This window comes from Prochlorococcus sp. MIT 1303 (assembly GCF_001631965.1).
Taxonomy (GTDB): Bacteria; Cyanobacteriota; Cyanobacteriia; order PCC-6307; family Cyanobiaceae; genus Prochlorococcus; species Prochlorococcus marinus_D.
In genome coordinates, this window is record NZ_LVHK01000030.1 from 1 (window position 1) to 21140 (window position 21140).

The following is a 21140-nucleotide window of genomic DNA, read 5'->3' on the forward strand; positions in this document are numbered from 1 at the left end:
GCCCCACATCAAAAGGAACTCCTTTTTGAAAAGTTCAGCTAGTTCTGAACTGTTGAAGCTCAGCAAGTGGTTGACATTGCCGCGCGTTTGCATCGCTGCGGGATCTCCATGCATGCCTGAATTGCTGAAGTTTGCACTTCCAGTAATCACTATTTGATGATCGATAACCAAGAATTTGTGATGCATAAGCCCGCTGCCTTTGCTGCCGTCTTCTCTGTCATCAATCAAAGGGGTTTGATGACGCCTGAGGATTTGCATCGCATCGCCGCGATAGCGTTCTGAGGGGCTTAGCTCCCCGTCGTGATTACGATCTGCCAACATCTTTAGATGGGCCACTCGACGGCGTTCATGAAGGGACAGATCTGCTTCATGTAGATCACCCCAGGGCTGGCTAAAGCTGTTTTCGATCACCATTTGCACGGTCACGCCCCGTTGCTTGGCTGCGACGAGTGCGTCTGCTACTCCAGGCAAGCTGAGTTCTTGCACGGCTACAAGAATCTCTTGCTGCGCTTTTTCTATGGCAGTGATGACGAACTTCTCAAGATTGTCGCCGTTGCGCCACTGATCATTAAGAGGACTGCGGTATCGCGCTAGATCGCGATGGTTGAAAACGACCTGGATTCTTTCAGGTAAGGGCAGTTCCGTAGGGGCATTGCCCTGTATAGATCCAACTTTGCTGCAACTTGCACACCCTAGAAGTATGGGGAGCATCCACTTCCAGGCTTGCTTGCACACCTTTTGACCTCAACCACTCGCTAATAGGGTTCCACCTTGATTTCGCCCCAGATTGTTAATGGGGCATTTCTGCAGTGCGCAGCATGGTTACGAACCAGATAGTGGACACCATCAGCGTTATGAGGACTCCTGCACCGACACCAAGACGGGCCATGCTGAGGGGTACAACGAGAGGGAGGATGATCGCCCCAGCGAGTGGCGTGATGGCGACAAACTTACGCAACGTCGTCATGATCTTGGAAGCTCATTTAAAACCATTCTGCGACTGCCTGGTTTTCGGGGTTTGTGTTATCGGTGGGTGTTCTCCGTTGGAAGTTCAAGGTGATATTGCGCTTCTGCTCACCATCGGCCGCAGTGGCCTCAATCGCATAGACCTGCTCTCCGTCGCGGAAGGGCACTTGGATTCGGAAGGTTCCATCATTGGAGAGAGGAATGTCTTCGCCACCGATGGTTAGGCGGGCAGAAGGATCTGTTGCGCCGTAGATCATCAGCTCAGCGTCGGCAATAAGCCAGAAGGTTTTTGGGCGTGGTGGTACTCCACCCACTCCGGACTCATTACGACCACTGGCCCAAAGGCCGATGCCTGACTCGTTCAGACCACGTTGATCGCTATTCAAGCTGTTGTGTTCTTGGAAGACTTCCGACCCGACCCTGCTGCTGCGGAAGTGTTCTGTGGCGCTCTGATAGAGCCGCTCGTGTAGCCCGCTATCGATTGCGTCGCCAATGGGATCATCCTCTAGCTGTGGTGCTTGTGTAGTGGTGGGCGCAGGACTGCTTGTGATGCCCTCAAGGCTGAAGGGAACAAACTGATCGAGGATTTGCTCGCTGGGGTGGAGTGTTGGGACCTTGGCTATAGAGGAAAAGGCCAGGGACATCCAGAGAGTACCGACGCGATAGCCGAGTTCAACTCGATAGTCCCTATCAGACATTGGAACAGGTAGGTACCATTCGTTGCTGTGGCTGTCTACAGAGACTTCCTGGAGTGTGTGGGGATGTGCTTTGTCGTCATCGATGCCGGTTACGTCGGTTAAACGTAGGCAGAGCCGGTTGGCCCCTTTCGATAGGGCTCGCTTGCGATCAGTTTCGGAGATTTCCCAGAAGACATAAGCCCATTGAGGATCTCGGGGTAGGAAAACCACCCGAGTATCGGACTTGAGTCTGGATGGGGAATTGAGTTCAGCTTCTCGTCCCTGTCGGTTGCTTTCTTCCTTTTCCTGACGAACAGTAATAGCGCTGAGCAATTGTTCCTTGGTCTTTCGGCTGTAAAGGGTTACACCCAAATCGCTGGCGACTTGGCGGAGCTGACGGATGGTGAGACGTGCCATAGAAGATAAGGCTTGGGTCACGTCTAAAAACACTCCGTTTTTGTTTGGGATCACATTCTGTGGGCAATTGGTCGTTTACGGGTGGTTAGAACTCTGGTGGTCAGCATCTACTGACCGCACTGGGATCTGCAGGTGATGCTCAATTGAGCGCACCTACAAATAAAAAATTCAGGTTTGCTCTTCGCAGTGAATGGGACCTTCTGTTGATCTGTCCCCGAGCAGGGATGGATCAGAGCTCAATGCTGCGAAATGCACCTTTGCTATGCATCTCATTAAGGGGGCGGGAACGCCCCCTTAATGAGATGCATAGGTATTTGTGAGTGCATCCAGGGCAAGGACTCCGCTGGTCTGCCTCCACGGAATTGGTAGAAGATATGACCTAGACCAGGAAGGCAAAGGTGCCGCTTCCAGGTTTTGCTGTCGCGGATTTGATTGAGCCTGGCTTGGATCTGCCCAAGGGACTTCCAGGCTGAGAGGATGCACCTACTAAGTCTCCTGGTCAGTCATTACCTTGAGTTGGCTTGATTTGGAAGCCACAGCAATTGCCGTATTCCAGACGCCAGTTCACTCGATCAATCAAGCAGTCGGGGAATGTTTGTCTCATGAGCAGTAATTCCTGCTCGCAAACCGATGGATACTCCTCTGCAATTCTTTGCAGGGAACAGTGAAAGTCTTTGATGAACCAGCCAATACCATCTGGGGCTGGCTGCCATTCCGTTGCATAGCCCTCTTGGCGACGTAATTCCACCAGCTTCTCAAGGCGATCCTGGATTGACCCTGAGCCGAGCTGATGGCGGTAGAGGTTGGCTTTTTTGAGTGCTTGTTGACTTAGTAGTGAAGTAAATGTCTCGGGAGACAGGGCGGCTTTCATGGACTCCATCAAGCCGAGGGCGAAAGTCTCACTGCCATCAGGGAAGTGATGGTGTCCCTGCTCTGTCAATTGCCAGAGGTTCGAGGGACGCCCTGGGCCTGTGGGAGTTGGGCTGGCCTCGACCAGACCATCGTCTTTGAGGCTGCGTAGATGGCGTCGCATTGCTTGGACTGAGATGCCCAACGATGCGGCCAGGTTTGCCGCACTACTCTCACCCTGCCGCAATAGCAGAGTGAGGGTTGCTTCGCGGGTAGGTGCCTGCGCCTCTGTGGTCATGGATAGTCAGTGCTCCTATAACCATGCCACGCAGAAACAGAAGGTGGCGGCATAGGTTGCGTTAGATCAGGTTCAACGCAGGGTTCCAGCCGCAATCCTATGGACACAATCTGGTTGAGTCTTGAACAGTGCTTCACCAAGCGGCCAGTCACCTCAAGGCCTTTTGCCTTAGGCTTCTGGAAACGAAACCAATAGGTTTCGTTTCTCCTGAGAGCCTTCAACGGCTTCTTGTTTATTCATGTCGTCGTGCCTACGTTGATCGGCCCATCCTCCTTCTCGATGTCATGCCAGATGCGGTCCTCCATATTTCACAAGCAAAGGCCTTTTTCTAGAGGGTTTCAAAACCTTCACTCCCTTCTGATCGGCTATCAATTATGACCAGCCAAAGCCACGTTGGGCAGCTTGTTTCAGAGCCTTATAAGTATGGGTTCGTAACTGACATCGAAACTGAAAAGATCCCTAAGGGTCTTGATGAAGATGTGGTTCGCTTGATTTCGGAGAAGAAAAATGAGCCTCAGTTCCTGCTTGATTTTCGGATCAGGGCTTATCGACACTGGCTTAAATTGCAAACGCCTGATTGGGCAGGGCTTGGTTATCCACCGATAGATTATCAAGATATTGTTTACTACGCGGCACCTAAACAGAAGGAGAAAAAAAATAGCCTTGATGAGGTCGATCCTACTTTGTTGGAAACTTTTGATAAGCTTGGCATTCCTCTTAGTGAACAAAAACGCTTGTCAAATGTGGCTGTTGATGCAGTATTTGACAGCGTTTCGATTGCAACCACCTATAAAGAAAAGCTTGCTGAGCATGGAGTGGTCTTTTGCTCGATTACTGATGCTGTGAATGAGTATCCAGAATTGGTTCGCAGATACCTTGGCACAGTTGTGCCTTCGAATGATAATTATTTTGCAGCGTTGAACTCAGCTGTTTTCAGCGATGGCTCTTTTGTTTTTATTCCTAGGGGTGTGGAATGCCCGATGGAATTATCTTCTTACTTTCGTATTAATTCGGGCGATATTGGACAATTTGAGCGGACTTTGATTGTTGCAGAAGAGGGGGCGTCTGTGAGCTATCTGGAGGGTTGTACAGCTCCAATGTTTGACACCAATACACTCCATGCTGCTGTTGTGGAGTTGGTGGCACTTGATGATGCTTCGATCAAGTATTCCACGGTACAAAACTGGTATGCCGGTGATGAGAATGGCGTTGGAGGTATTTACAACTTTGTCACCAAGCGGGGGCATTGCTGTGGCGAGCGCAGTAAAATTAGCTGGTCACAAGTAGAAACAGGCTCAGCGATTACTTGGAAGTATCCAAGTTGTATCTTGCAAGGTGCTGATTCCGTAGGTGAATTTTATTCGGTTGCTCTCACAAATCATCGTCAGCAGGCAGATACTGGCACAAAAATGATCCATCTAGGGCCTCGTACTCGCTCTACGATTGTGAGCAAGGGCATCAGCGCAGGCCATTCGGCGAACAGCTATCGCGGTCTGGTGCAGATGGGTCCAAAGGCTGTCAATGCCAAGAATTACAGCCAGTGTGATTCCATGCTGATTGGTGACCAGGCTGGAGCCAACACCTATCCTTATATACGCAGTCAACAGCCTGATGCCAGTATTGAGCACGAGGCCAGTACCTGCAGAATCTCAGAAGATCAGCTTTTTTATCTTCAGAGCCGGGGCATAGATTTTGAAGCTGCAATTTCGATGATTGTTAGTGGATTTTGTCGAGATGTTTTTAGTCAGTTGCCAATGGAGTTTGCTGCTGAGGCTGATAAGCTATTGGCTCTTAAATTGGAGGGTTCGGTTGGATAATGAATTTCTTCGCTGGCTTAACCCCTCCTAATTCTTTTCGTTTCTCATAGTGATTTCTCTCGATGCTCCAGTACTGATAGAGATACGCGACTTGTGTGCCTGCGTTGATGATCAGCCTATTCTTAATGGAGTAAATCTCACCATCCGTGCAGGCGAGATTCATGCCTTGATGGGTCGTAATGGTAGCGGTAAAAGCACTTTGTCTAAGGTCTTGGCAGGGCACCCTGCTTACAAAGTCACCGAGGGCAGTGTTCTCTATCGCGGTGAGGATTTACTCCCTCTTGAGCCAGATGAGCGCTCTCGAATTGGGCTCTTTCTCGGCTTTCAGTACCCGGTTGAGATTCCTGGTGTGAGTAATCTTGAGTTCCTGCGGGTATCCACGAATGCCCGTCGCCTAGAACAAGGCATGGAGGAATTGGATACCTTTGCGTTCGAAGACTTTGTGCGTGAGCGTCTCGGTTTGGTGCAGATGGACCCAGCTTTTCTGGATCGTTCGGTGAATGAGGGCTTCAGTGGTGGAGAGAAGAAGCGCAATGAGATTTTGCAAATGGCTTTATTAGAACCTCTTGTAGCGATTCTCGATGAAACCGATTCCGGTTTGGATATCGATGCTTTGCGCATCGTTTCTGGGGGTGTCAATCAACTCGCAAATGTTGATAATGCCACCCTGTTGATTACTCATTACCAGCGTCTACTTGATCTCATTCAACCCGACTACGTGCATGTGATGGCGGCGGGGAGGATTGTGCGCTCCGGTGACAAGGCGCTGGCACTTGAATTGGAGCAACGAGGTTATGAATGGGTTGATCGTGAATTGGATGCACTGGAGATGACCTGATGGTGGAAGCCCCCATCAAGAACTCCTCAGCTCTCGATGACTGGTGTGAGCGTCTCTTGCACAGTCTTGACGCCCCATCAGGTCTGATGGCTGCCTGCCAGGCTCAGTCGCGCAATCACCTTGAAACCCTCTCTGCTCCTCATCGTCGACAAGAGGCATGGCGTTTTTGTGATCTTGCACCCATCGCTGAGCTTGAGCCTCGACAGATTTGCTCTCTAGGTGAGCCATCGGCTCCTGGTGTTTCTGATCAGGTGACACGTCTGGTCTTAGGGACGGGGCAGGATCCTTTTGCAGGAGTGACTCTCCCGAAGGGCCTGTCGCCGCTTAGCGATGCGGAACTCAAGCATTCTCTTGGGCACACTTTGAACCTGGCGAGATCCAAAGGCCAATGGCCTGTGGCGTTTAATCAGGCCATCGCGTCACAAGTCATTGGCTTGCGGGTTCACGGGATAGTGGATAGCCCTCTTGAATTGGTGTGTGATGCCGGCGCCGATCGGGGTGTTTTTGCCGTGCGGGTGCTCTTGCTGCTTGAGGAAAAGGCCAAGCTTGAGTTGCTACAAGTTCAGCTGAGTTCAGGTGCCAATCTCACCAGCGTTTTGGTGGAAGCTCACTTGCAAAGTGAGGCTAAGTTGCGTCATGGCCTTCTAGCTTTCGGCCATCCTCAAGCTGCATTATTGGCTCATCTTGCTGTTGAGCAGGAAACAAGCAGTGATGTTTCCCTGGTGAGTGTCTGTCAAGGTTGGGGTGTGATTCGTCATGAGCCCCAATTGATTCAGTTGAATGGTGGTGCCAAGAGTCAATTGCGGGCCCTTCAACTGGTGCAGGCTAATCAGCTTGCTGATACTCATTCCTGCGTGCGTTTTAATGGCCCGGAAGGAACCTTGGATCAACTTCACAAGGTAGTTGCAGCCGGTCATGGCCGCAGTGTTTTTAATGGGGTAGTGCAGGTGCCTCGTGAGGCGCAGCGTACCGATGCCGCTCAGCTAAGTCGTAGCTTGTTGCTCTCAGATCGGGCCAGAATTGACACCAAGCCTGAGTTGGAAATTGTTGCTGACGATGTGAAATGCGCCCATGGGGCCACAGTGAGCCGGCTTCAGCCGGAGGCACTTTTTTATCTTCAAAGTCGCGGAATTTCACCTGATCAAGCCGCACAGCTTTTACTGCGCGCGTTTTGTGATGACGTGATTTGCATGCTCCCATCAACTGCACAGGCCTGGCGGCCGTTGACTCGATTGTTGGATGGGGTTTGAGCCGATCATGACCTCTTCCGTTAGTTCAGATCAGAGCATGCCGTTGGCGATGGCTGCTGTAGAAGCTTCAGCCAACCTGGCAGATCTCACGCGAGCGGATTTCCCGCTACTAGGCCAGACCGCCTGCTTAGGCCAGCCCTTGATTTACATGGACCATGCGGCGACAAGTCAGAAGCCACGGCAGGTGCTGGATGCCTTACAGCATTACTACGACCATGACAACGCCAATGTGCACCGTGGTGCCCATCAGTTGAGTGTTCGGGCTACCGAGGATTTTGAACGAGCACGTCAGAAGGTGGCTGATTTCATCGCTGCCTCAAGCGCGCGGGAAATCGTTTTCACCAGGAATGCAAGTGAGGCGATCAACCTGGTGGCTCGCAGTTGGGGTGATGCCAACCTCCATGAAGGTGACGAGGTGCTGCTCACCTTGATGGAGCATCACAGCAACATTGTCCCTTGGCAGATGCTTGTCAAGCGAACAGGTTGCGTGCTGCGCTTTGTCGACCTCACCGATTGCGGGGAGCTTGATTTAAATGATCTTCGGCAAAAGCTCTCAGAGCGCACTCGTTTGGTCAGCCTGGCTCACTTGAGCAATGTGTTGGGCTGTTTTAACCCTATCTCTGAGGTCACTGCAGAGGCTCATCGCTTCGGTGCTCTGGTGTTGCTGGATGCTTGTCAGAGCTTGCCACATATGCCTGTTGATGTGTCTCGGCTTGGATGTGACTTTCTCGTGGGTTCTTCCCACAAATTGTGTGGTCCAACCGGGATGGGTTTTCTTTGGGCTCGAGAGGAGTTGCTTGATGCCATGCCGCCGTTCCTCGGTGGTGGCGAAATGATTCAGGATGTGTATCTCGAACACAGCAGCTGGGCTGATCTGCCTTACAAGTTTGAAGCAGGTACCCCTGCTATTGGGGAAGCGATTGGTATGGGCGTTGCTCTCGACTACCTGAACCAGGTTGGCCTAGATCGTATTCACGCTTGGGAGCAGCAGCTCACGCTGCAATTGTTTGATCGCCTCCAAGGCATCGATGGGTTGACGATTCTGGGCCCAACTCCTCAGCAGGAGCCTGATCGGGCGGTCCTGGCGGCTTTCACGGTGGATGGCTTGCATCCCAATGATATTGGTGCCCTGCTTGATTCAGCAGGGATCTGTATTCGTAGTGGGCACCACTGCACCCAGCCTTTGCATCGTCACTATGGGATCCCTGGATCAGCTCGTGCCAGCTTGAGCTTCACCAACACACCAGAAGAAGTGGATCGTTTTGCTGAGGAATTGGCTGCGACGATCGGCTTCTTAAGAGAGCACAGCTAGAGCTTTAGGTGGCGGCGGAAGAATTGCTCAGTTGCTTCTAAGACTTTGATTTTGACAGCACTGTCGCGAAAGCCGTGGCCTTCCTGCTCAAAAATGTGCAGTTCAACTGGTATGCCGTTTTCTTTTAAGGCATTGGCCATCCGTTCTGTTTGCTCTGGGGGAACCACTTTGTCTTGAAGTCCCTGAAAGAAGATCACTGGGCATTGGATCTTGTTGGCATGCAGGAGAGGTGAGCGGTTTTCGTAAAGTTGTCTTTGGTCGGGCCAACGGCCTACTAGGTGATCGAGGTATCGCGCTTCAAATCGATGGGTGTCTTCTGCCATGGCGGTTAGATCACTCACTGCATAACGGCAGGCAGCAGCGCGAAATACATCGGTGAAACAAAGGCAGGCCAGGGTGGTAAATCCACCGGCACTGCCTCCTTCAATGGCGATTTGTGTTGGGTTTGCCTTGTTGCATTTCACTAGTGCCAGTGCTGCTTGGGCGCAATCCGTTACGTCTGTCTCACCCCAGCCTCCCCGTAGGCGTTCGCGGTATGCACGGCCAAATCCAGTGGAGCCGCCATAGTTCACATCCACCACTCCCCAGCCTCTGGATGTCCAGAACTGAATGCTGAGGCTTAGACCGTGGTTGGCCATGCTGGTAGGGCCGCTATGGCTTTTGACAAGCAGTGGCGCAGGGCCTTTGCTGCCATTGATTGGCGGGTAATACCAGGCATGGGTTGCCTGGCCATGGCAGCCTTCAAACCAGATAGGTTCCGCAACGCTGATTGCATCAGCATTCAGTAAAGGCTCATTGGCTGGGGTGTGCTTCCAGCTGCCACAGTTGAGGTTGAGCTCTAGTAGCCCAGGGCTCGTGGTGGCATTACTCGCGATGGCTACGGCTCGACCTTCCTGTGCCTGCAGACCATTTAGATCATCAAAAGGTTGGTTGATGGTGCTGATCTGTCCATCATCGGCCAAGCGGCTCAGCCTCCAAGAACCTTGTTCACAGACGGCGGTCAGAATTTGTTCTCCATCCCATGCGCTGTTGCTCATGCCATAAACCCACTGCGGCATGCCGGTTTCGGCTGAAAGTGGCCAGGGGCGTCGCCAAGTGGGTTGGACAGTGGGGTCAGTCGTCAGCTTTGCCACCATCAGATTCCACCAGCCGCTGCTGTCTTCGCTGACAACCAGCTCTCCATTGGGTAACCAAAGGGGCTGGAAAACCGATGTTTGTTTGTGATCAAGTGGTTTGCTACCAGCTAGACAAGCCGAGCTTTGGATCAAACCCGCAGGGTCGAGGCTGGCCCACCAGAGTTGGCTTGCCTCCCAGGGCATGGCCGGTTGTTGCCATTCCACCCAGGCCAGTTGATCTCCATTGGGGCTGAGGATCGCGTAACCAGCAAAATCAGCAGGGCGATGCAACACCGTGGCAGCCTGGTTCTCATGGTTGAGGGAGAAGGTCACCAGCCAGTCCCGCTTGTCTGCTTCCATGATTCCGAGCCAGCGCTGTCGTGGGAGGTCAATCAGACCATCAGCAAGTTGGGCATCGTTTGGTTTTGAGAGGCGAAGCGGCGGCTTGAGCGGAGATAATGCCTTCTTACCTTTTGTGTCTTGGTTTAGGCCCTGCCAGCGCTGGAACCAGAGGCAGCCATCGGCATCATCGATCCAGGCCATCAGTAGCTGGTTGTCTTGGCAGGCTGTTGCTAGAACCCCTCCTCCGTAATCGTGAATACGACTACGCAGGTTGGCTGGGGCAGGTGTTAGCTCTTGGGGGGGGTGGTCAGATTGACCCCAGGGACGGATAAGGGCAGTGGTGCGACCATGTTCCTGAGGACGTTGCTCCAGCCAAAGCACCCAGTCATCAATCAGGCGCGGTTCTTTGAGGGTGGGTGTTTGTCCGAGAGCGCGTCTGGCAGAAAGAGGTTGAGTGGTTTGCTTCGGGTTTCGCTGGTGATGGCTGGTGCTTTCCATGGCCGTTTGGGGTCTGATGTGCGGTGGAGTTGCCTAAACTCAATCAACTGATGCTGAGACTTTTCTTTGGCTCGAAGCTTCGCTCAGCTGGCACGTACGGCCGAAAAAAACAAGGGGTCTGTTGCAGTCCCGAAGGAGCCGCTTGATCATCCGCCTCTGCAAATTCACACTTTGGGCAATGGGGTTTTGCGGCAATCCACCCGTCGGATTGGCAAGGTTGATGAATCTGTGAGGGACTTGGTGAGGGACATGCTTCGCAGCATGTACGCAGCTAAGGGGATTGGTTTGGCTGCCCCTCAGGTGGGAATTCATAAACAGCTCTTGGTCCTTGATCTTGATCTGGAAACCCCTACAACCCCGCCAGTGGTGTTGATCAATCCCGAGATCATTAGCTCCAGTGCAACTGTTGAAACCTATGAGGAAGGCTGCTTGAGCATCCCAGGCGTTTATCTCAATGTGGTGCGGCCTAGTGAGATCGTGCTCAGTTTTCGCGATGAGATGGGACGACCACGCAAAATGAAGGCCGACGGCCTGATGGCTCGCTGCATCCAGCACGAGATGGATCACCTTGAAGGTGTCCTTTTTGTTGACAGGGTCACCGATGAGAATGAGCTCAGCCTTGAGTTAAAGGAGCATGGCTTCAAGCGAGCTGATGTTCGTCCGCTGGTTTGAATGCGTTGGCTGAAGCCTTTGAGGATGCTTCCCTTGACGGTTTCTTGTGTGTTTGGCGTCGCGCTTTGAGTGGTTCTTTCTTTGCGTTGCTTTGAAGGGCTTGAGATCCATCTCTTGTGGCTTTAGCGACTGGCAAGCTTCTACTGGTTGCAGCTTCAGGCATGGTGGATTCACTGTTGGTCATGATTCGACTCAACAAACCGGCCTGAGGGGGCAGCCGATTGCTCGGCAGACTTTTACGATTCGATCAGAATCTTGAAGGCCTTGATGGCTCGTTATTTCCCCTCTGCAGTTGCTCTGGTCCTGGTAGGTGCGACGGGCCTGACTGGATGGTCGTCATCTGTCCAGGCTCAGGGATCTCTCTTTACAGCAGCCCCTGTTGAGCAGAGCCGATTCATTTTGGTGGGTGCCCCGATTGGCAAGGGTGAGAGGTCGCAGTTGAATATCTACGAACAACGCAGTAGCAAACGAGCCTGTTTTGCAGTCGATGGAAGTTTGCCGGCTGTTGTTGATCCTCTGCTTGCGAGGTTTGATTTCACCGGGATTTGCAATCGATACATTGACGGCAATGGGTATTCGTTGCGGATAGGGGGCGATGACCTAGGAACTCACTATCGCTTGAGTGTGGTGAGGACTGATGGGGATATGCATTTGCTAGCCATCCCCACTAGGGATACCTCTAGTCCAGCCCTGATCGTGGCCAGGGCTGGTGGTTCTGGGGTTTCTAGTAGTGATTTCCTTAAGTTGAACTTCGAGCCTGGTTGGCAATTGATGCGTCGCCAATATGGGCAACGTACGCTTGGCCATCTGTATGTGTTCAGCGAAACTTGGCCTGGAAGTTCAGATGAAGACGTCACGGCTGAGGAAGTCGTAGTTGAGGAAGTCGTTGAGGAGGTAACTGCAGAGGAGGAGGTAGATGTTGAGGAGGTAACTGCAGAGGAGGAGGTAGATGTTGAGGAGCAAACTGTTGAAGAAATAATACCTGAGGCCTCAACTGTTGAATCTCTTGATCGATAAGTAGATTCAGCCTGTTACCCTGCCTTGCTAAAAATTTGTTACTTGCTCAATGAGCTGGGCCATTGTTGGAGAGAATTGGCGAAGTTAACTTGTCTGAGCCGTTTTAGTGACAAGTATCTAAGAGCATGGTCTTTGCTGGCCTAAAGAGTACTTTTCATCACGAGACTTCTGTAGAGAATGATATGCCCAAGAATCAGAAGTATAGTAGCCACAGTGCATTCCATTGGCGTGAGTTTTGCTAAGTCGAATAATTTTGTTAGAGTTGATTGGTCAGTGTGGTTGCCTGTTGATATTATTCGCAGCCTGATTGGCTGTTATGGCGTAACTAAAATTAGTTCAACAGTCTCTTCGCTGTGATACATATTGTTAATGACTTGTGTAAATAAATGGTTTGCCTATGGGTTGGAATACAGCTTGCATGATCTTAGCGAAGATTAATGATCAACTCTATCTGATTCGATTTTGCCCTTGTAGGAATAAGCTTGATACGGATGATTGCTGAAGGCGAAGGAAATTAGCTGGCGAGTTGCTTGGCAATGATGGCCAAATCTTCTTTGGCATCGCCACAATCAAAACTACGGAAACACATTGTTTCCGCTATCGCACTTTTATTGACTTTGTCTTGATCATGAAGATCTGCCAGAGACCTAGCGACTCTAAGAATCCTTAGACCGCTGCGGGCACTGAGTCTGCGGTGATTCACAACTTGCTCCCAGAGCTCTAGAGCCTTTTCATCCAGCTGGCCGATTTGTCCTAAATCCTGGGCCGAGAGGTCACGATTGAGCTTTCCATCAGGATTGCGAACAAGCATCCGCGCGCGCGCGCGCAAGATCTGCTCGATGCCTATTAACTTTTGATCATTGAGATCAGTGGGAGTGAAGCCGGTAACCGATTTGCGCAGTTGAGCTGCGGGTAGGTGCTTGAGGCGCAGTTGTAAATCCAGGCGATCCAATAAGGGGCCAGAGAGGCGGCTCCAATACCGCTGGCGTTGGGATTGGCTACAGCGGCAAGGATGCTCTTCATCTCCAAACCACCCGCATGGGCAGGGATTGGTTGCTGCTACAAGGGTGATTTGAGCAGGGAAGGCACATGTCTGCCTGGCTCGACTCAGACGAATGACTCCTTCCTCGAGTGGTTGTCGAAGTTGGTCGAGAACTTTGCGTGGAAATTCAGCTAGTTCATCGAGAAACAACACACCACCATGGGCGAGGCTCAGTTCTCCTGGCCTGGGGTTTGCACCGCCTCCAACGAGGGCAGCAATCGTGCAACTGTGATGGGGAGCCCGGAAGGGTCGCTGTTGCATTAACTGGGGAGTGCTCTTCAGCATTCCTGCCACAGAGTGAATACTGGTGATTTCCAAGGCCTCTTGGCGCGTGAGCGGCGGCAGCAGCTGGGCTAAATGTTGAGCCAAAAGGGTTTTCCCACAGCCAGGTGGCCCCACCATCAGGAGGTGATGGCCCCCGGCAGCAGCCAAGGCAAGGGCTTTATGGCCCAAGGCGTAACCAAGCAGTGGATGAAGTTGATCGTTTGGTCTGCGCGTGATTGTTGCCGTGACGGCCGCTTTGGAGATGTGTTTAGGTGCTAGTGGTTGGGGTTGGTGCAATAGATCTACAACCTCGCTGAGGGAATGAGCAGCTCGTACTGTTAAGCCAGGCACAAGGCTTGCTTCTGCGGCATTGGCTGATGGCACCACTAGCGCTCGTACGTTTTGCGCGGCGGCCAGGTTTGCGATGGCAAGGATTCCTCTGCAGGGCCGCAAGCTGCCATCGAGTCCGAGTTCTCCAGCGCAGCAGAGATTGGCAAGCAACGGACCATCCAGCTGGCCACTGGCTACCAATAGGGCCAGGGCGATAGGGAGATCAAAAGAAGGTCCCTCTTTACGAAGATCAGCAGGAGCCAGGTTCACCACGACTCGCACGAGTGGCCCGCGAAAGCCACTGTTGCGGAGTGCTGATCGCACTCGCTCACGAGATTCCTGTATGGCGGCGTCGGGTAGCCCTACCAGTTGCAGCCCTGGCAGCCCAGGCACTAGATCCACTTCCACAGTGACGGCTAGGGCCTCAATGCCATGCAGAGAACCACTCAGGCAACGTGCCAGCATTTGTAATCAGACGGTGCATGGATTTCATGCCCAAGCCGTCCCATCCTCAGGCTGTGACTCAATGGCGGGTGACACTATTTTTGGCCAGATGCTTCGCGGTGAGATTCCTTGTGATGAGGTTTATAGCGATGAGAGATGTCTGGCCTTTCGCGATATTCAGCCTCAGGCCCCGGTTCATGTGCTGGTGATCCCCCGCAAGCCGCTGGAAAGCCTGCGGGCTGCTGATTCCACGGACATGGAGTTGCTGGGGCATTTGCTGCTGGTGGCAGCCAGGGTGGCCAAGCAGGAGGGCCTTGATGACTTTCGCACCGTGATCAATAGTGGTAGTCAGGCAGGGCAAACTGTTTTTCATCTTCATGTTCATGTGATAGGTGGCCGTCCGCTGGCCTGGCCTCCCGGTTGAGGCTTGAACTGGCAAGAATGACGCGATGACAACCACCAACAGCAAGGGAACTTCCAAGGGGCTCTCTGACCAGCTCGGCAAGCTGCAACGACTAGCGCAGCCTTACTTCCTTCCAGTTGAGGAAACTCGCACTTGGCAATTCCTGTTGCTGGTGATTGCTCTGCTGGTACTGGTAGTCGGCGTCACCTTGCTGTTGTTGACGGGGGCTTTAGCTCTCAGTGGTGAGCTGATCCCTGCCATGCAGGATCGATTCCTGCCAGGCGTGCCGGAGCGCCTGGCATCGATTTGGGACGGATGGATTGGGCCGCTGCTCATCGGTCTCATGATGTTGGGCGCTGGATGTTTCATCGCCTTACGCGGCAAGCTCCGCGAAGGACGTTGGTTGCCTTGGCTGCTGTTGGGCGTGATCTCGTTAATGATTCTGGTGATTAACGGAATCAACGTTGGCATCAGTTTCGTTGCCCGCAATGTGGACAACACCTTGGTTGCTTATGACCGGGATGGTTTTTGGAAGATTGTTGCTATTTATGCTTTTTGTTTGGTATTGGCGCTTCCTATACGTGCCTTTCAGAGTTATCTGATTCCCAAGCTTGGGTTGATGTGGAGAGAATGGCTTAGTGGCCGGCTGCTGATGCGCTACCTCTCTAATCGTGCTTATTATATTCTTAACCCAAATGATGAATCTTCGCCTGAAATTGATAATCCTGACCAGCGAATTTCTGATGATACTCGTAGTTTTACTGGGACAAGCTTGAGCGTTCTGGTGGAGGTAATCTCTGCTCTTCTTACATTCGTGAGTTTTATTATTGTCTTATGGAATATAAATGGGAATCTGGCTTTGCTGTTGCTTGCTTATTCAGTGATTGGAACGTCATTAATCGTTTTTGCTAGTCGACGTTTGGTTGCTCTGAATTATCAGCAGTTGAAGTTGGAGGCGGATTTCAGATATGGCTTGGTTCATATAAGAGATAATGCTGAATCGATTGCATTTTATGGTGGTGAAGCTCAGGAGGGTGTCGAGGCTAATAGGCGTCTCGATGGGGCTATAAGGAATTACGACAGGTTGATTGTTTGGGAAGCCCTGATTAGCGTTATCCAGCGCTCTTATGATTACTTCTCGCGCTTTCTTCCCTGGCTGGTGATCGCACCGATCTATTTTGCTAGAGAGGTTGATTTTGGTGTATTTGGGCAAGCCAGCATTGCCTTTTCGCAGGTTTTATTTTCCGTCAGTTATATCGTTAATAACATCGATCGGCTTGCTGCTTTCTCGGCCAGTATTTCTCGTCTTGAGGGGTTTCAGGGTCGAGTAGAAGAGATTGGTGCAGGCAATGAAGATGGGTTGCCTGTTAAGCCCAAGGTGTCAAATGTGGTTGGCGGAAATCGCCTTCTGCTTAGTCACGTGAATCTCACGCCGCCTGGCAGCGACAGGATGCTGATCCGAGATCTCAGTCTCAGCCTCGAGGAGCAGCAGCGTCTGCTGGTGGTAGGTCCATCGGGCTGCGGAAAAACATCCTTCCTGCGCCTTGTCAGTGGTCTCTGGCCTGGTTCTGGTGGTGGTGAATTGCAGCGACCAGCTGCTGGGGAACTTTTATTCATCCCTCAGAAGCCCTACATGCTGCTAGGGACATTGCGCGAGCAGCTTTGTTATCCAGCTGAGGAAGATCGTTTCAGCGATGATCAATTGAAAGCAGTTTTGGAGGAGGTCAAGCTTGATCAGATGATTGAGCGCTATCCCAATCTTGATGTCAAACAAGATTGGCCGCGGATCCTTTCTCTTGGAGAACAGCAGCGCCTGGCTTTTGGGCGGCTGCTATTGAATGCGCCTCGTTTTGTTGTTCTTGATGAAGCGACGAGTGCTTTGGATGTCAAGCTCGAAAAGCATCTCTACAAGCTGCTAAAGGATCGTGATTTGGCTGTCATCAGTGTCGGTCACCGTCCTACTCTGATCGAATTCCACGACTCAGTGCTGCAACTTGTGGGAGATGGAAGCTGGCGTTTGATCCCTTCCGCAAGCTATGACTTTGATTGATCCTGAGCAGGTTTGATGACCTCAACAAAGCAAAACCTTCCAGGCGATCAGGACCTTCCCAGCGAACAGGCTGTCTTCGAGGGATCCGAGCAGGGTTCTGAAAGTTCAGAGGTCCAGCCACCCATCAATAGTGCGACGACGGGAGATCCCCCCGCTTTTGGTTGGAGTGCCTATGCAGAACGGGTCAATGGACGTTTCGCGATGATTGGATTGGCCGCTGTGCTGCTCATCGAAGTGGTGAGTCGCGACACCTTCGTGCATTGGGCCGGTTTGCTGTCCTGAGTGGTTGGGTGTCGAATCAGCTTGGCAAACGGATCAGGTCCACATCCCAACGACCCTCTCGGCTGACTTGAACTGCTAGAAGTCGACCCTTGCCATCCAGAATCACATGGCGAGGGATCCCTTTGGCGCTGAGCTCAAGCCGATGAACAGTGCCCATACTGCGGTGATAGAGCAACAGTTCCGTTTGGTCGTCACGCTGTCTTACTAGCGCCAGGCGTTCGCCATTGGCACTCACGCTCACACTGATTGGCTGAGCATCAGGTCGATTCAGGCCTGGAAGTAGTACCGGTCTGCGGCTTCGTAGGTCGATCAATTCAATTCTTTCTTTTCCTTGATGGTTGGCCAGAGTGGCCAACCAACGCTTGCCAAGGGCCGGTTGGCGACGACTGCTAGCAGATTGGAGCAGTGAGCGATTGATGCCTTGGAGTGGCCTCAATCCTTCTCTTCCGCAAGCAACCAGCCCAAAGCAAAGAAGCAGAGTTGCAAGCCAACTCGGCAGATCTCGTAAGAGCCCATATTTCACGGTCTAACCTCTTTCGTTGGAGTTGAGCGCTTCAGCCCTCTGATTGGATCTGGTTCAAGGATTTGTGATAGATCGAAGAGCTCTACGCGCCAATGCCCCTGATCGGCTACTTGCAGAGCTAACTGGCGTGCATCTGGTGCCAGGCTGAGGCTCACAGGATCTCTCCCCCCCGGTAGGGGAAGCGGGTGGATTCTTCCGGTTAGACGGTCTTCAATGATCGTTAGACGACGATTGCCTTTTTGTGTGATCACTGCCAGATAACGTCCATTCCAGCTCAGGGAGGGAGAACTGTGAGGTTGGTGACGGGAGAAATGGCGTAGTGGCAGGATCTTTCCGTCTCGAAGATCGCGGAGCTGAACGGTTGGCCTGCCTCGCTGATCGACGATCACTGCCAGCATTTCGCCATTGCCGCTGAGGGCAGGGTCTTGCTGGCTGCGCTGAAGCAGGCCACCTGGTGCTCTCTCAATCGAATTGATGCAGCTCCCAAGGCCCAGGCACCCCAAAAGCAGGATCAGTTGCTGCAGGTTGTTGGCAATGGGCTTCAGTCGTCAAAACGGGAACTGTTATCGCGAGGTCTTGAACTTCGCGGAGCTGAGCGTCTTGGCTCAGGCATTGATGATGAAGGAGGCGCGGCTTCTGTTCTGGTGGCTGAGGGATTGCCTTGTGGTCGGGAGGGTTTTGATGCTGTGGGCCTGGATCCCGTCGGCCTGGACTTTGCAGGAGAGTAGGCCGCATCTTCAGCCTCGGGACCAATCTGAGACCCCTGAGGTACACCAGGTTTTCTTGATGAGGCGTAGCCCCCTCTAGTCGTAGGCCTTGGCTCGTTGCTTAATTGGGTTCGATTGGTGGTTTGTTGATTGGCTGAGGGACGGCTGCCCCGGCGCTGATCTTGGCGAACATTGCGGCGTTCTCCAAAGTCAGGACGATTGTTTTGTTCATCATCCTGGCGGCCGAATCGGGCCATGCGACGAGAGCGTTCTGAGTCTTCGCCCCAGGACTCTTCCTCCTTGTTGCGGCGACGGCTTGCTGCTTGTTCTGGTATTGCAGCTCTTGTGGTTCTGCGAGGCCTGTATAAGTCTTCTTGAGGGCGATCAGCATCGTCGTTGTCTCGACTGGAGAAGCGTCTTCGAACCGGTTGGGGTTCCTCAAAGCGGTCGTAGGGTTCATCCCAGCCACCCCTTAGGCCACCGCCTCGACCCTGGTTGATAGGCGGAGCTGGTTCATCATCGAAATAGGAGGAGCGCCGAGCCCCCTCGACAGCTACGCCTCTCAACCTGACACTTTCGTAGGCGAAAAACATTGTGGTTCCGGCTAGCAGGAACACGCCGAACTGCAGGATCGGATCCAGGCGCCACCCCTGAAAAAAGAAAACTCCTCCACAAAGGAGGCCGATGGCTGCGAAAAAGACGTCGTAGTCGCGTGCTAAGGCAGGCTTGAACGATCGCATGAAATACAGCAGAGCACCGCCTACTGCAAGCACGATTCCAACAATGCTGCCCCAGTTAAGACTGGCATTGACCACAATTGCGCCCCCTGAAAACGCCTAAACTGGAGGTTGAAAACCAACCTCGTTGGGCTCAGTCTACGAAGTGCGCCAAGGGTGCTTTGAAGTTTCGGTCAACCCGATCACTTGCGATACATCTGGTCGTTTTGACTGATCAACACAAGGGCAACGGCAGCTGGTATTACCACGATTACTGCGGCCCAAACGAGGCTGCTTAGATAATTGGCGAGAGAAGCGGTCATAGCAGTGGGTCTGACTTGGGCGAGGCCATCATGATCTTAATGATCAGGGGTGACTTTCTACGATGGAACTGCTGATGCTTTGAGCTTTGTGACACCAGTTCTGATTCAAGCGCTGCCAACGCTGCATCTGGTTCTGGCCTTTTCGCTTGCGTTTTGGACGCTGACATTTATCTTTCGCATCGTGCTCTCTTGGTATCCCCAGGTAAAGCTCAGCGAGGGGTTTTGGCCTTTGGTGAGTTGGCCCACGGAGCCTCTTTTGGCGATGACCCGCCGTGTGGTGGCTCCCATTGGTGGAGTGGATGTCACTCCCGTGATCTGGGCTGGATTGATCAGTTTGTTGAGGGAGTTGTTGGTTGGCCAGCAAGGACTGCTCTCTCAGATGCTGCTTAAGAGCCAGGCCATTGCTTGAGATTGAGCGAAGGAATTTCAGTCGAGCATGTCCTGTTCGACAAATTTGGTGTGAACATCTCCTCTCAGAAATTCTTCCCGATTGAGCAGTTCGAGATGGAATGCAACTGTGGTGGGGATGCCTGTGACAGCACATTCATTGAGTGCTCTTTTCATGCGTTTGAGTGCCGCGTCTCGGTTATGTCCCCAGGCGATCACCTTGCCAATCAATGAATCATAGAAAGGCGGTATGTCGTAGCCGGTATAGACGTGGCTGTCGATGCGTACCCCTGGTCCTCCTGGTGGTAACCAGCCTGTGATTTGCCCTGGTGAGGGGCGAAAGTTGTGGGTGGAGTCTTCAGCATTGATTCGACATTCGATGGCATGGCCTCTTAGTTGGATGTCCTCTTGTTTGATGCTGATGGGATCGCCTCCGGCGATGTGCAGTTGTTCTGCGATCAAATCAATGCCTGTCACCATTTCTGTGACGGGATGCTCAACCTGAATACGGGTGTTCATTTCCATGAAGTAAAAGTCACCCTTGCGATCAAGGAGGAATTCCACGGTTCCAGCGCCTTCGTAGTTGATGCTCCTTGCGGCGGCCACCGCAGCCTCACCCATGCGCAGGCGTAATTCGGGGGTGAGGGCTGGGCTGGGGGATTCTTCCAACAGTTTTTGATGACGTCGCTGAATGGAGCAGTCACGCTCGCCGAGGTGGATGACGTTGCCGTGTCGATCCGACAGGATCTGCACTTCGACGTGCCGTGGCCGGTCAATGAATTTCTCCATGTAGAGCCCAGGATTGCCGAAGGCCGCTTCGGCCTCTCCTTGGGCGGCCTTGAAGAGGTTTTCCAGTTGGTCTGGCGTGGTGACCAGGCGCATGCCGCGGCCACCCCCACCTGCTGTGGCTTTGATCATCACTGGGTAGCCCATTCCCTGCGCCAGCTCAGCTGCTTCTTCTGGATTGGCGAGCAAGCCCTCGCTACCTGGCACAGTCGGAACACCGACTTGTTGCATGGTCGCCTTAGCGGTCGCCTTGTCTCCCATGGAGCGGATTGCATGGGGTGAAGGACCGACAAAGGTGATGCCATGGTCACGACAGATTTCTGCGAATCGATCGTTTTCGGCTAGAAATCCATAGCCAGGATGAATTGCATCGACCCCGCGGGAGGTCGCAGCCGCGAGGATATTGGGGATATTGAGATAGCTCTTGCTGCTAGGGGCCTCGCCAACGCAGACGGCTTCATCAGCAAGTTGAACATGCAGCGCATTGCGATCCACGGTGCTGTAAACAGCCACTGTGGGGATATCCAGCTCTCTGCAGGTACGCAGAATTCTGAGGGCAATTTCGCCGCGGTTGGCGATCAGCACCTTGCCGATGGTCATCCCGCAGTAATCAGTCTTTGGGCGGATCGTATCAGCGCTCCTTGCCAGGCAACTTTGCAAAACGTTGGACCATTGGCCGGTATGATCCTCGATCGACGAAGCCCGCGAGGTTTAGTCGGCCACGCGGATGTGGTGGAATTGGTAGACACGCACGTTTGAGGGGCGTGTGGCTTCGGCCTTGCGAGTTCAAGTCTCGCCATCCGCATTCTTTCCTT

20 protein-coding genes, 1 tRNA gene and 1 pseudogene are annotated in these 21140 nt (G+C 52.7%); 11 read left to right on the forward strand and 11 right to left on the reverse strand.

Going from position 1 to position 21140, the window contains the following annotated elements; genetic code table 11:
- The 4 genes from PMIT1303_RS01845 to sufR form a co-directional block, all read right to left on the reverse strand.
- On the reverse strand, positions 1-735 hold a 735-nt coding region (locus PMIT1303_RS01845), incomplete at its 3' end, for a phospholipase D-like domain-containing protein (protein ID WP_231901230.1).
- Between the two features lie 55 nt (positions 736-790).
- The gene (locus PMIT1303_RS13695; protein WP_197459736.1) at positions 791-967 is read right to left on the reverse strand and encodes a hypothetical protein; all 177 of its coding nucleotides are present in this window, start codon (positions 965-967) and stop codon (positions 791-793) included.
- Between the two features lie 16 nt (positions 968-983).
- Positions 984-2081 carry a DUF4912 domain-containing protein gene (locus PMIT1303_RS01850; protein ID WP_063397294.1) on the reverse strand — a complete coding sequence of 366 codons (1098 nt, stop codon included), beginning with the start codon at positions 2079-2081 and terminating at the stop codon, positions 984-986.
- A gap of 478 nt (positions 2082-2559) precedes the next feature.
- Positions 2560-3207 carry an iron-sulfur cluster biosynthesis transcriptional regulator SufR gene (gene sufR / locus PMIT1303_RS01855; RefSeq protein WP_063397295.1) on the reverse strand — a complete coding sequence of 216 codons (648 nt, stop codon included), beginning with the start codon at positions 3205-3207 and terminating at the stop codon, positions 2560-2562.
- A gap of 374 nt (positions 3208-3581) precedes the next feature.
- Here sufR and sufB point away from each other — a divergent pair, with 374 nt between their 5' ends.
- The 4 genes from sufB to PMIT1303_RS01880 are packed head-to-tail and all read left to right on the forward strand — an operon-like array spanning position 3582 to position 8424.
- Complete coding sequence (gene sufB, locus PMIT1303_RS01865; RefSeq protein ID WP_063395261.1) at positions 3582-5024, forward strand: Fe-S cluster assembly protein SufB; 1443 nt, start codon at positions 3582-3584, stop codon at positions 5022-5024.
- Between the two features lie 49 nt (positions 5025-5073).
- Positions 5074-5862 carry a Fe-S cluster assembly ATPase SufC gene (gene sufC, locus PMIT1303_RS01870; RefSeq protein WP_011824983.1) on the forward strand — a complete coding sequence of 263 codons (789 nt, stop codon included), beginning with the start codon at positions 5074-5076 and terminating at the stop codon, positions 5860-5862.
- Positions 5862-7112 (forward strand): SufD family Fe-S cluster assembly protein, encoded by a 1251-nt coding sequence (locus PMIT1303_RS01875; protein ID WP_063397297.1) that lies wholly within the window; start codon positions 5862-5864, stop codon positions 7110-7112. The genes sufC and PMIT1303_RS01875 overlap by 1 nt, the downstream gene beginning before the upstream one ends.
- A gap of 7 nt (positions 7113-7119) precedes the next feature.
- Entirely contained in the window at positions 7120-8424 is a 1305-nt protein-coding gene (locus PMIT1303_RS01880) for a SufS family cysteine desulfurase (protein WP_063397326.1), read from the forward strand.
- Here PMIT1303_RS01880 and PMIT1303_RS01885 read toward each other — a convergent pair.
- On the reverse strand, positions 8421-10379 hold the full coding sequence (locus PMIT1303_RS01885; protein WP_063397298.1) for a S9 family peptidase: 1959 nt from the start codon (positions 10377-10379) through the stop codon (positions 8421-8423). The two genes, PMIT1303_RS01880 and PMIT1303_RS01885, sit on opposite strands and share 4 nt — an antisense overlap.
- 66 nt (positions 10380-10445) lie before the next feature.
- On the opposite strand from PMIT1303_RS01885, the gene def reads away from it, so the two are divergent.
- Together def and PMIT1303_RS01895 are read left to right on the forward strand one after the other, a co-directional pair.
- Positions 10446-11051: a peptide deformylase gene (gene def / locus PMIT1303_RS01890; RefSeq protein WP_063395258.1), complete on the forward strand. Its 606-nt coding sequence runs from the start codon at positions 10446-10448 to the stop codon at positions 11049-11051.
- Between the two features lie 267 nt (positions 11052-11318).
- Positions 11319-11897 (forward strand): annotated as a pseudogene (locus PMIT1303_RS01895) (DUF3747 domain-containing protein); the annotation flags it as partial.
- Between the two features lie 685 nt (positions 11898-12582).
- On the opposite strand, the gene PMIT1303_RS01900 reads toward PMIT1303_RS01895, so the two are convergent.
- Positions 12583-14169, reverse strand: coding sequence for a YifB family Mg chelatase-like AAA ATPase (locus PMIT1303_RS01900; protein ID WP_063397299.1), 1587 nt, complete (start codon positions 14167-14169; stop codon positions 12583-12585).
- A 61-nt stretch (positions 14170-14230) separates the two neighbouring features.
- Here PMIT1303_RS01900 and PMIT1303_RS01905 point away from each other — a divergent pair, with 61 nt between their 5' ends.
- From PMIT1303_RS01905 to PMIT1303_RS01915, 3 genes are all read left to right on the forward strand, one after another.
- A complete protein-coding gene (locus PMIT1303_RS01905) occupies positions 14231-14572 on the forward strand; it encodes a histidine triad nucleotide-binding protein (protein WP_063397300.1) in 342 nt (113 codons plus the stop codon).
- 25 nt (positions 14573-14597) lie between these two features.
- Entirely contained in the window at positions 14598-16601 is a 2004-nt protein-coding gene (locus tag PMIT1303_RS01910) for an ABC transporter ATP-binding protein/permease (protein ID WP_063397301.1), read from the forward strand.
- Between the two features lie 123 nt (positions 16602-16724).
- Positions 16725-16883, forward strand: coding sequence for a chlorophyll a/b-binding protein (locus tag PMIT1303_RS01915; protein ID WP_063397328.1), 159 nt, complete (start codon positions 16725-16727; stop codon positions 16881-16883).
- A 16-nt stretch (positions 16884-16899) separates the two neighbouring features.
- Here the strand turns inward: PMIT1303_RS01915 and PMIT1303_RS01920 are convergent, their stop codons facing one another.
- The 4 genes from PMIT1303_RS01920 to psbX form a co-directional block, all read right to left on the reverse strand.
- Positions 16900-17406, reverse strand: coding sequence for a hypothetical protein (locus tag PMIT1303_RS01920; RefSeq protein WP_063397302.1), 507 nt, complete (start codon positions 17404-17406; stop codon positions 16900-16902).
- The gene (locus tag PMIT1303_RS01925) at positions 17403-17909 is read right to left on the reverse strand and encodes a hypothetical protein (protein ID WP_156486870.1); all 507 of its coding nucleotides are present in this window, start codon (positions 17907-17909) and stop codon (positions 17403-17405) included. Before PMIT1303_RS01925 ends, PMIT1303_RS01920 begins: the two co-directional genes overlap by 4 nt.
- Positions 17910-17947: 38 nt before the next feature.
- Positions 17948-18928: a Ycf66 family protein gene (locus tag PMIT1303_RS01930; RefSeq protein ID WP_063397304.1), complete on the reverse strand. Its 981-nt coding sequence runs from the start codon at positions 18926-18928 to the stop codon at positions 17948-17950.
- Positions 18929-19032: 104 nt separating this feature from the next.
- On the reverse strand, positions 19033-19152 hold the full coding sequence (gene psbX / locus PMIT1303_RS01935) for a photosystem II reaction center X protein (RefSeq protein ID WP_011130957.1): 120 nt from the start codon (positions 19150-19152) through the stop codon (positions 19033-19035).
- Between the two features lie 88 nt (positions 19153-19240).
- On the opposite strand from psbX, the gene PMIT1303_RS01940 reads away from it, so the two are divergent.
- Positions 19241-19561 carry a YggT family protein gene (locus tag PMIT1303_RS01940; RefSeq protein WP_063397329.1) on the forward strand — a complete coding sequence of 107 codons (321 nt, stop codon included), beginning with the start codon at positions 19241-19243 and terminating at the stop codon, positions 19559-19561.
- 17 nt (positions 19562-19578) lie between these two features.
- On the opposite strand, the gene accC is transcribed toward PMIT1303_RS01940, so the two are convergent.
- The gene (gene accC, locus PMIT1303_RS01945) at positions 19579-20925 is read right to left on the reverse strand and encodes an acetyl-CoA carboxylase biotin carboxylase subunit (protein ID WP_063397305.1); all 1347 of its coding nucleotides are present in this window, start codon (positions 20923-20925) and stop codon (positions 19579-19581) included.
- A gap of 123 nt (positions 20926-21048) precedes the next feature.
- Between accC and PMIT1303_RS01950 the strand changes: the two genes are divergently transcribed.
- Positions 21049-21130: transfer RNA gene (locus tag PMIT1303_RS01950), tRNA-Leu, on the forward strand.
- Positions 21131-21140: the final 10 nt, after the last annotated feature.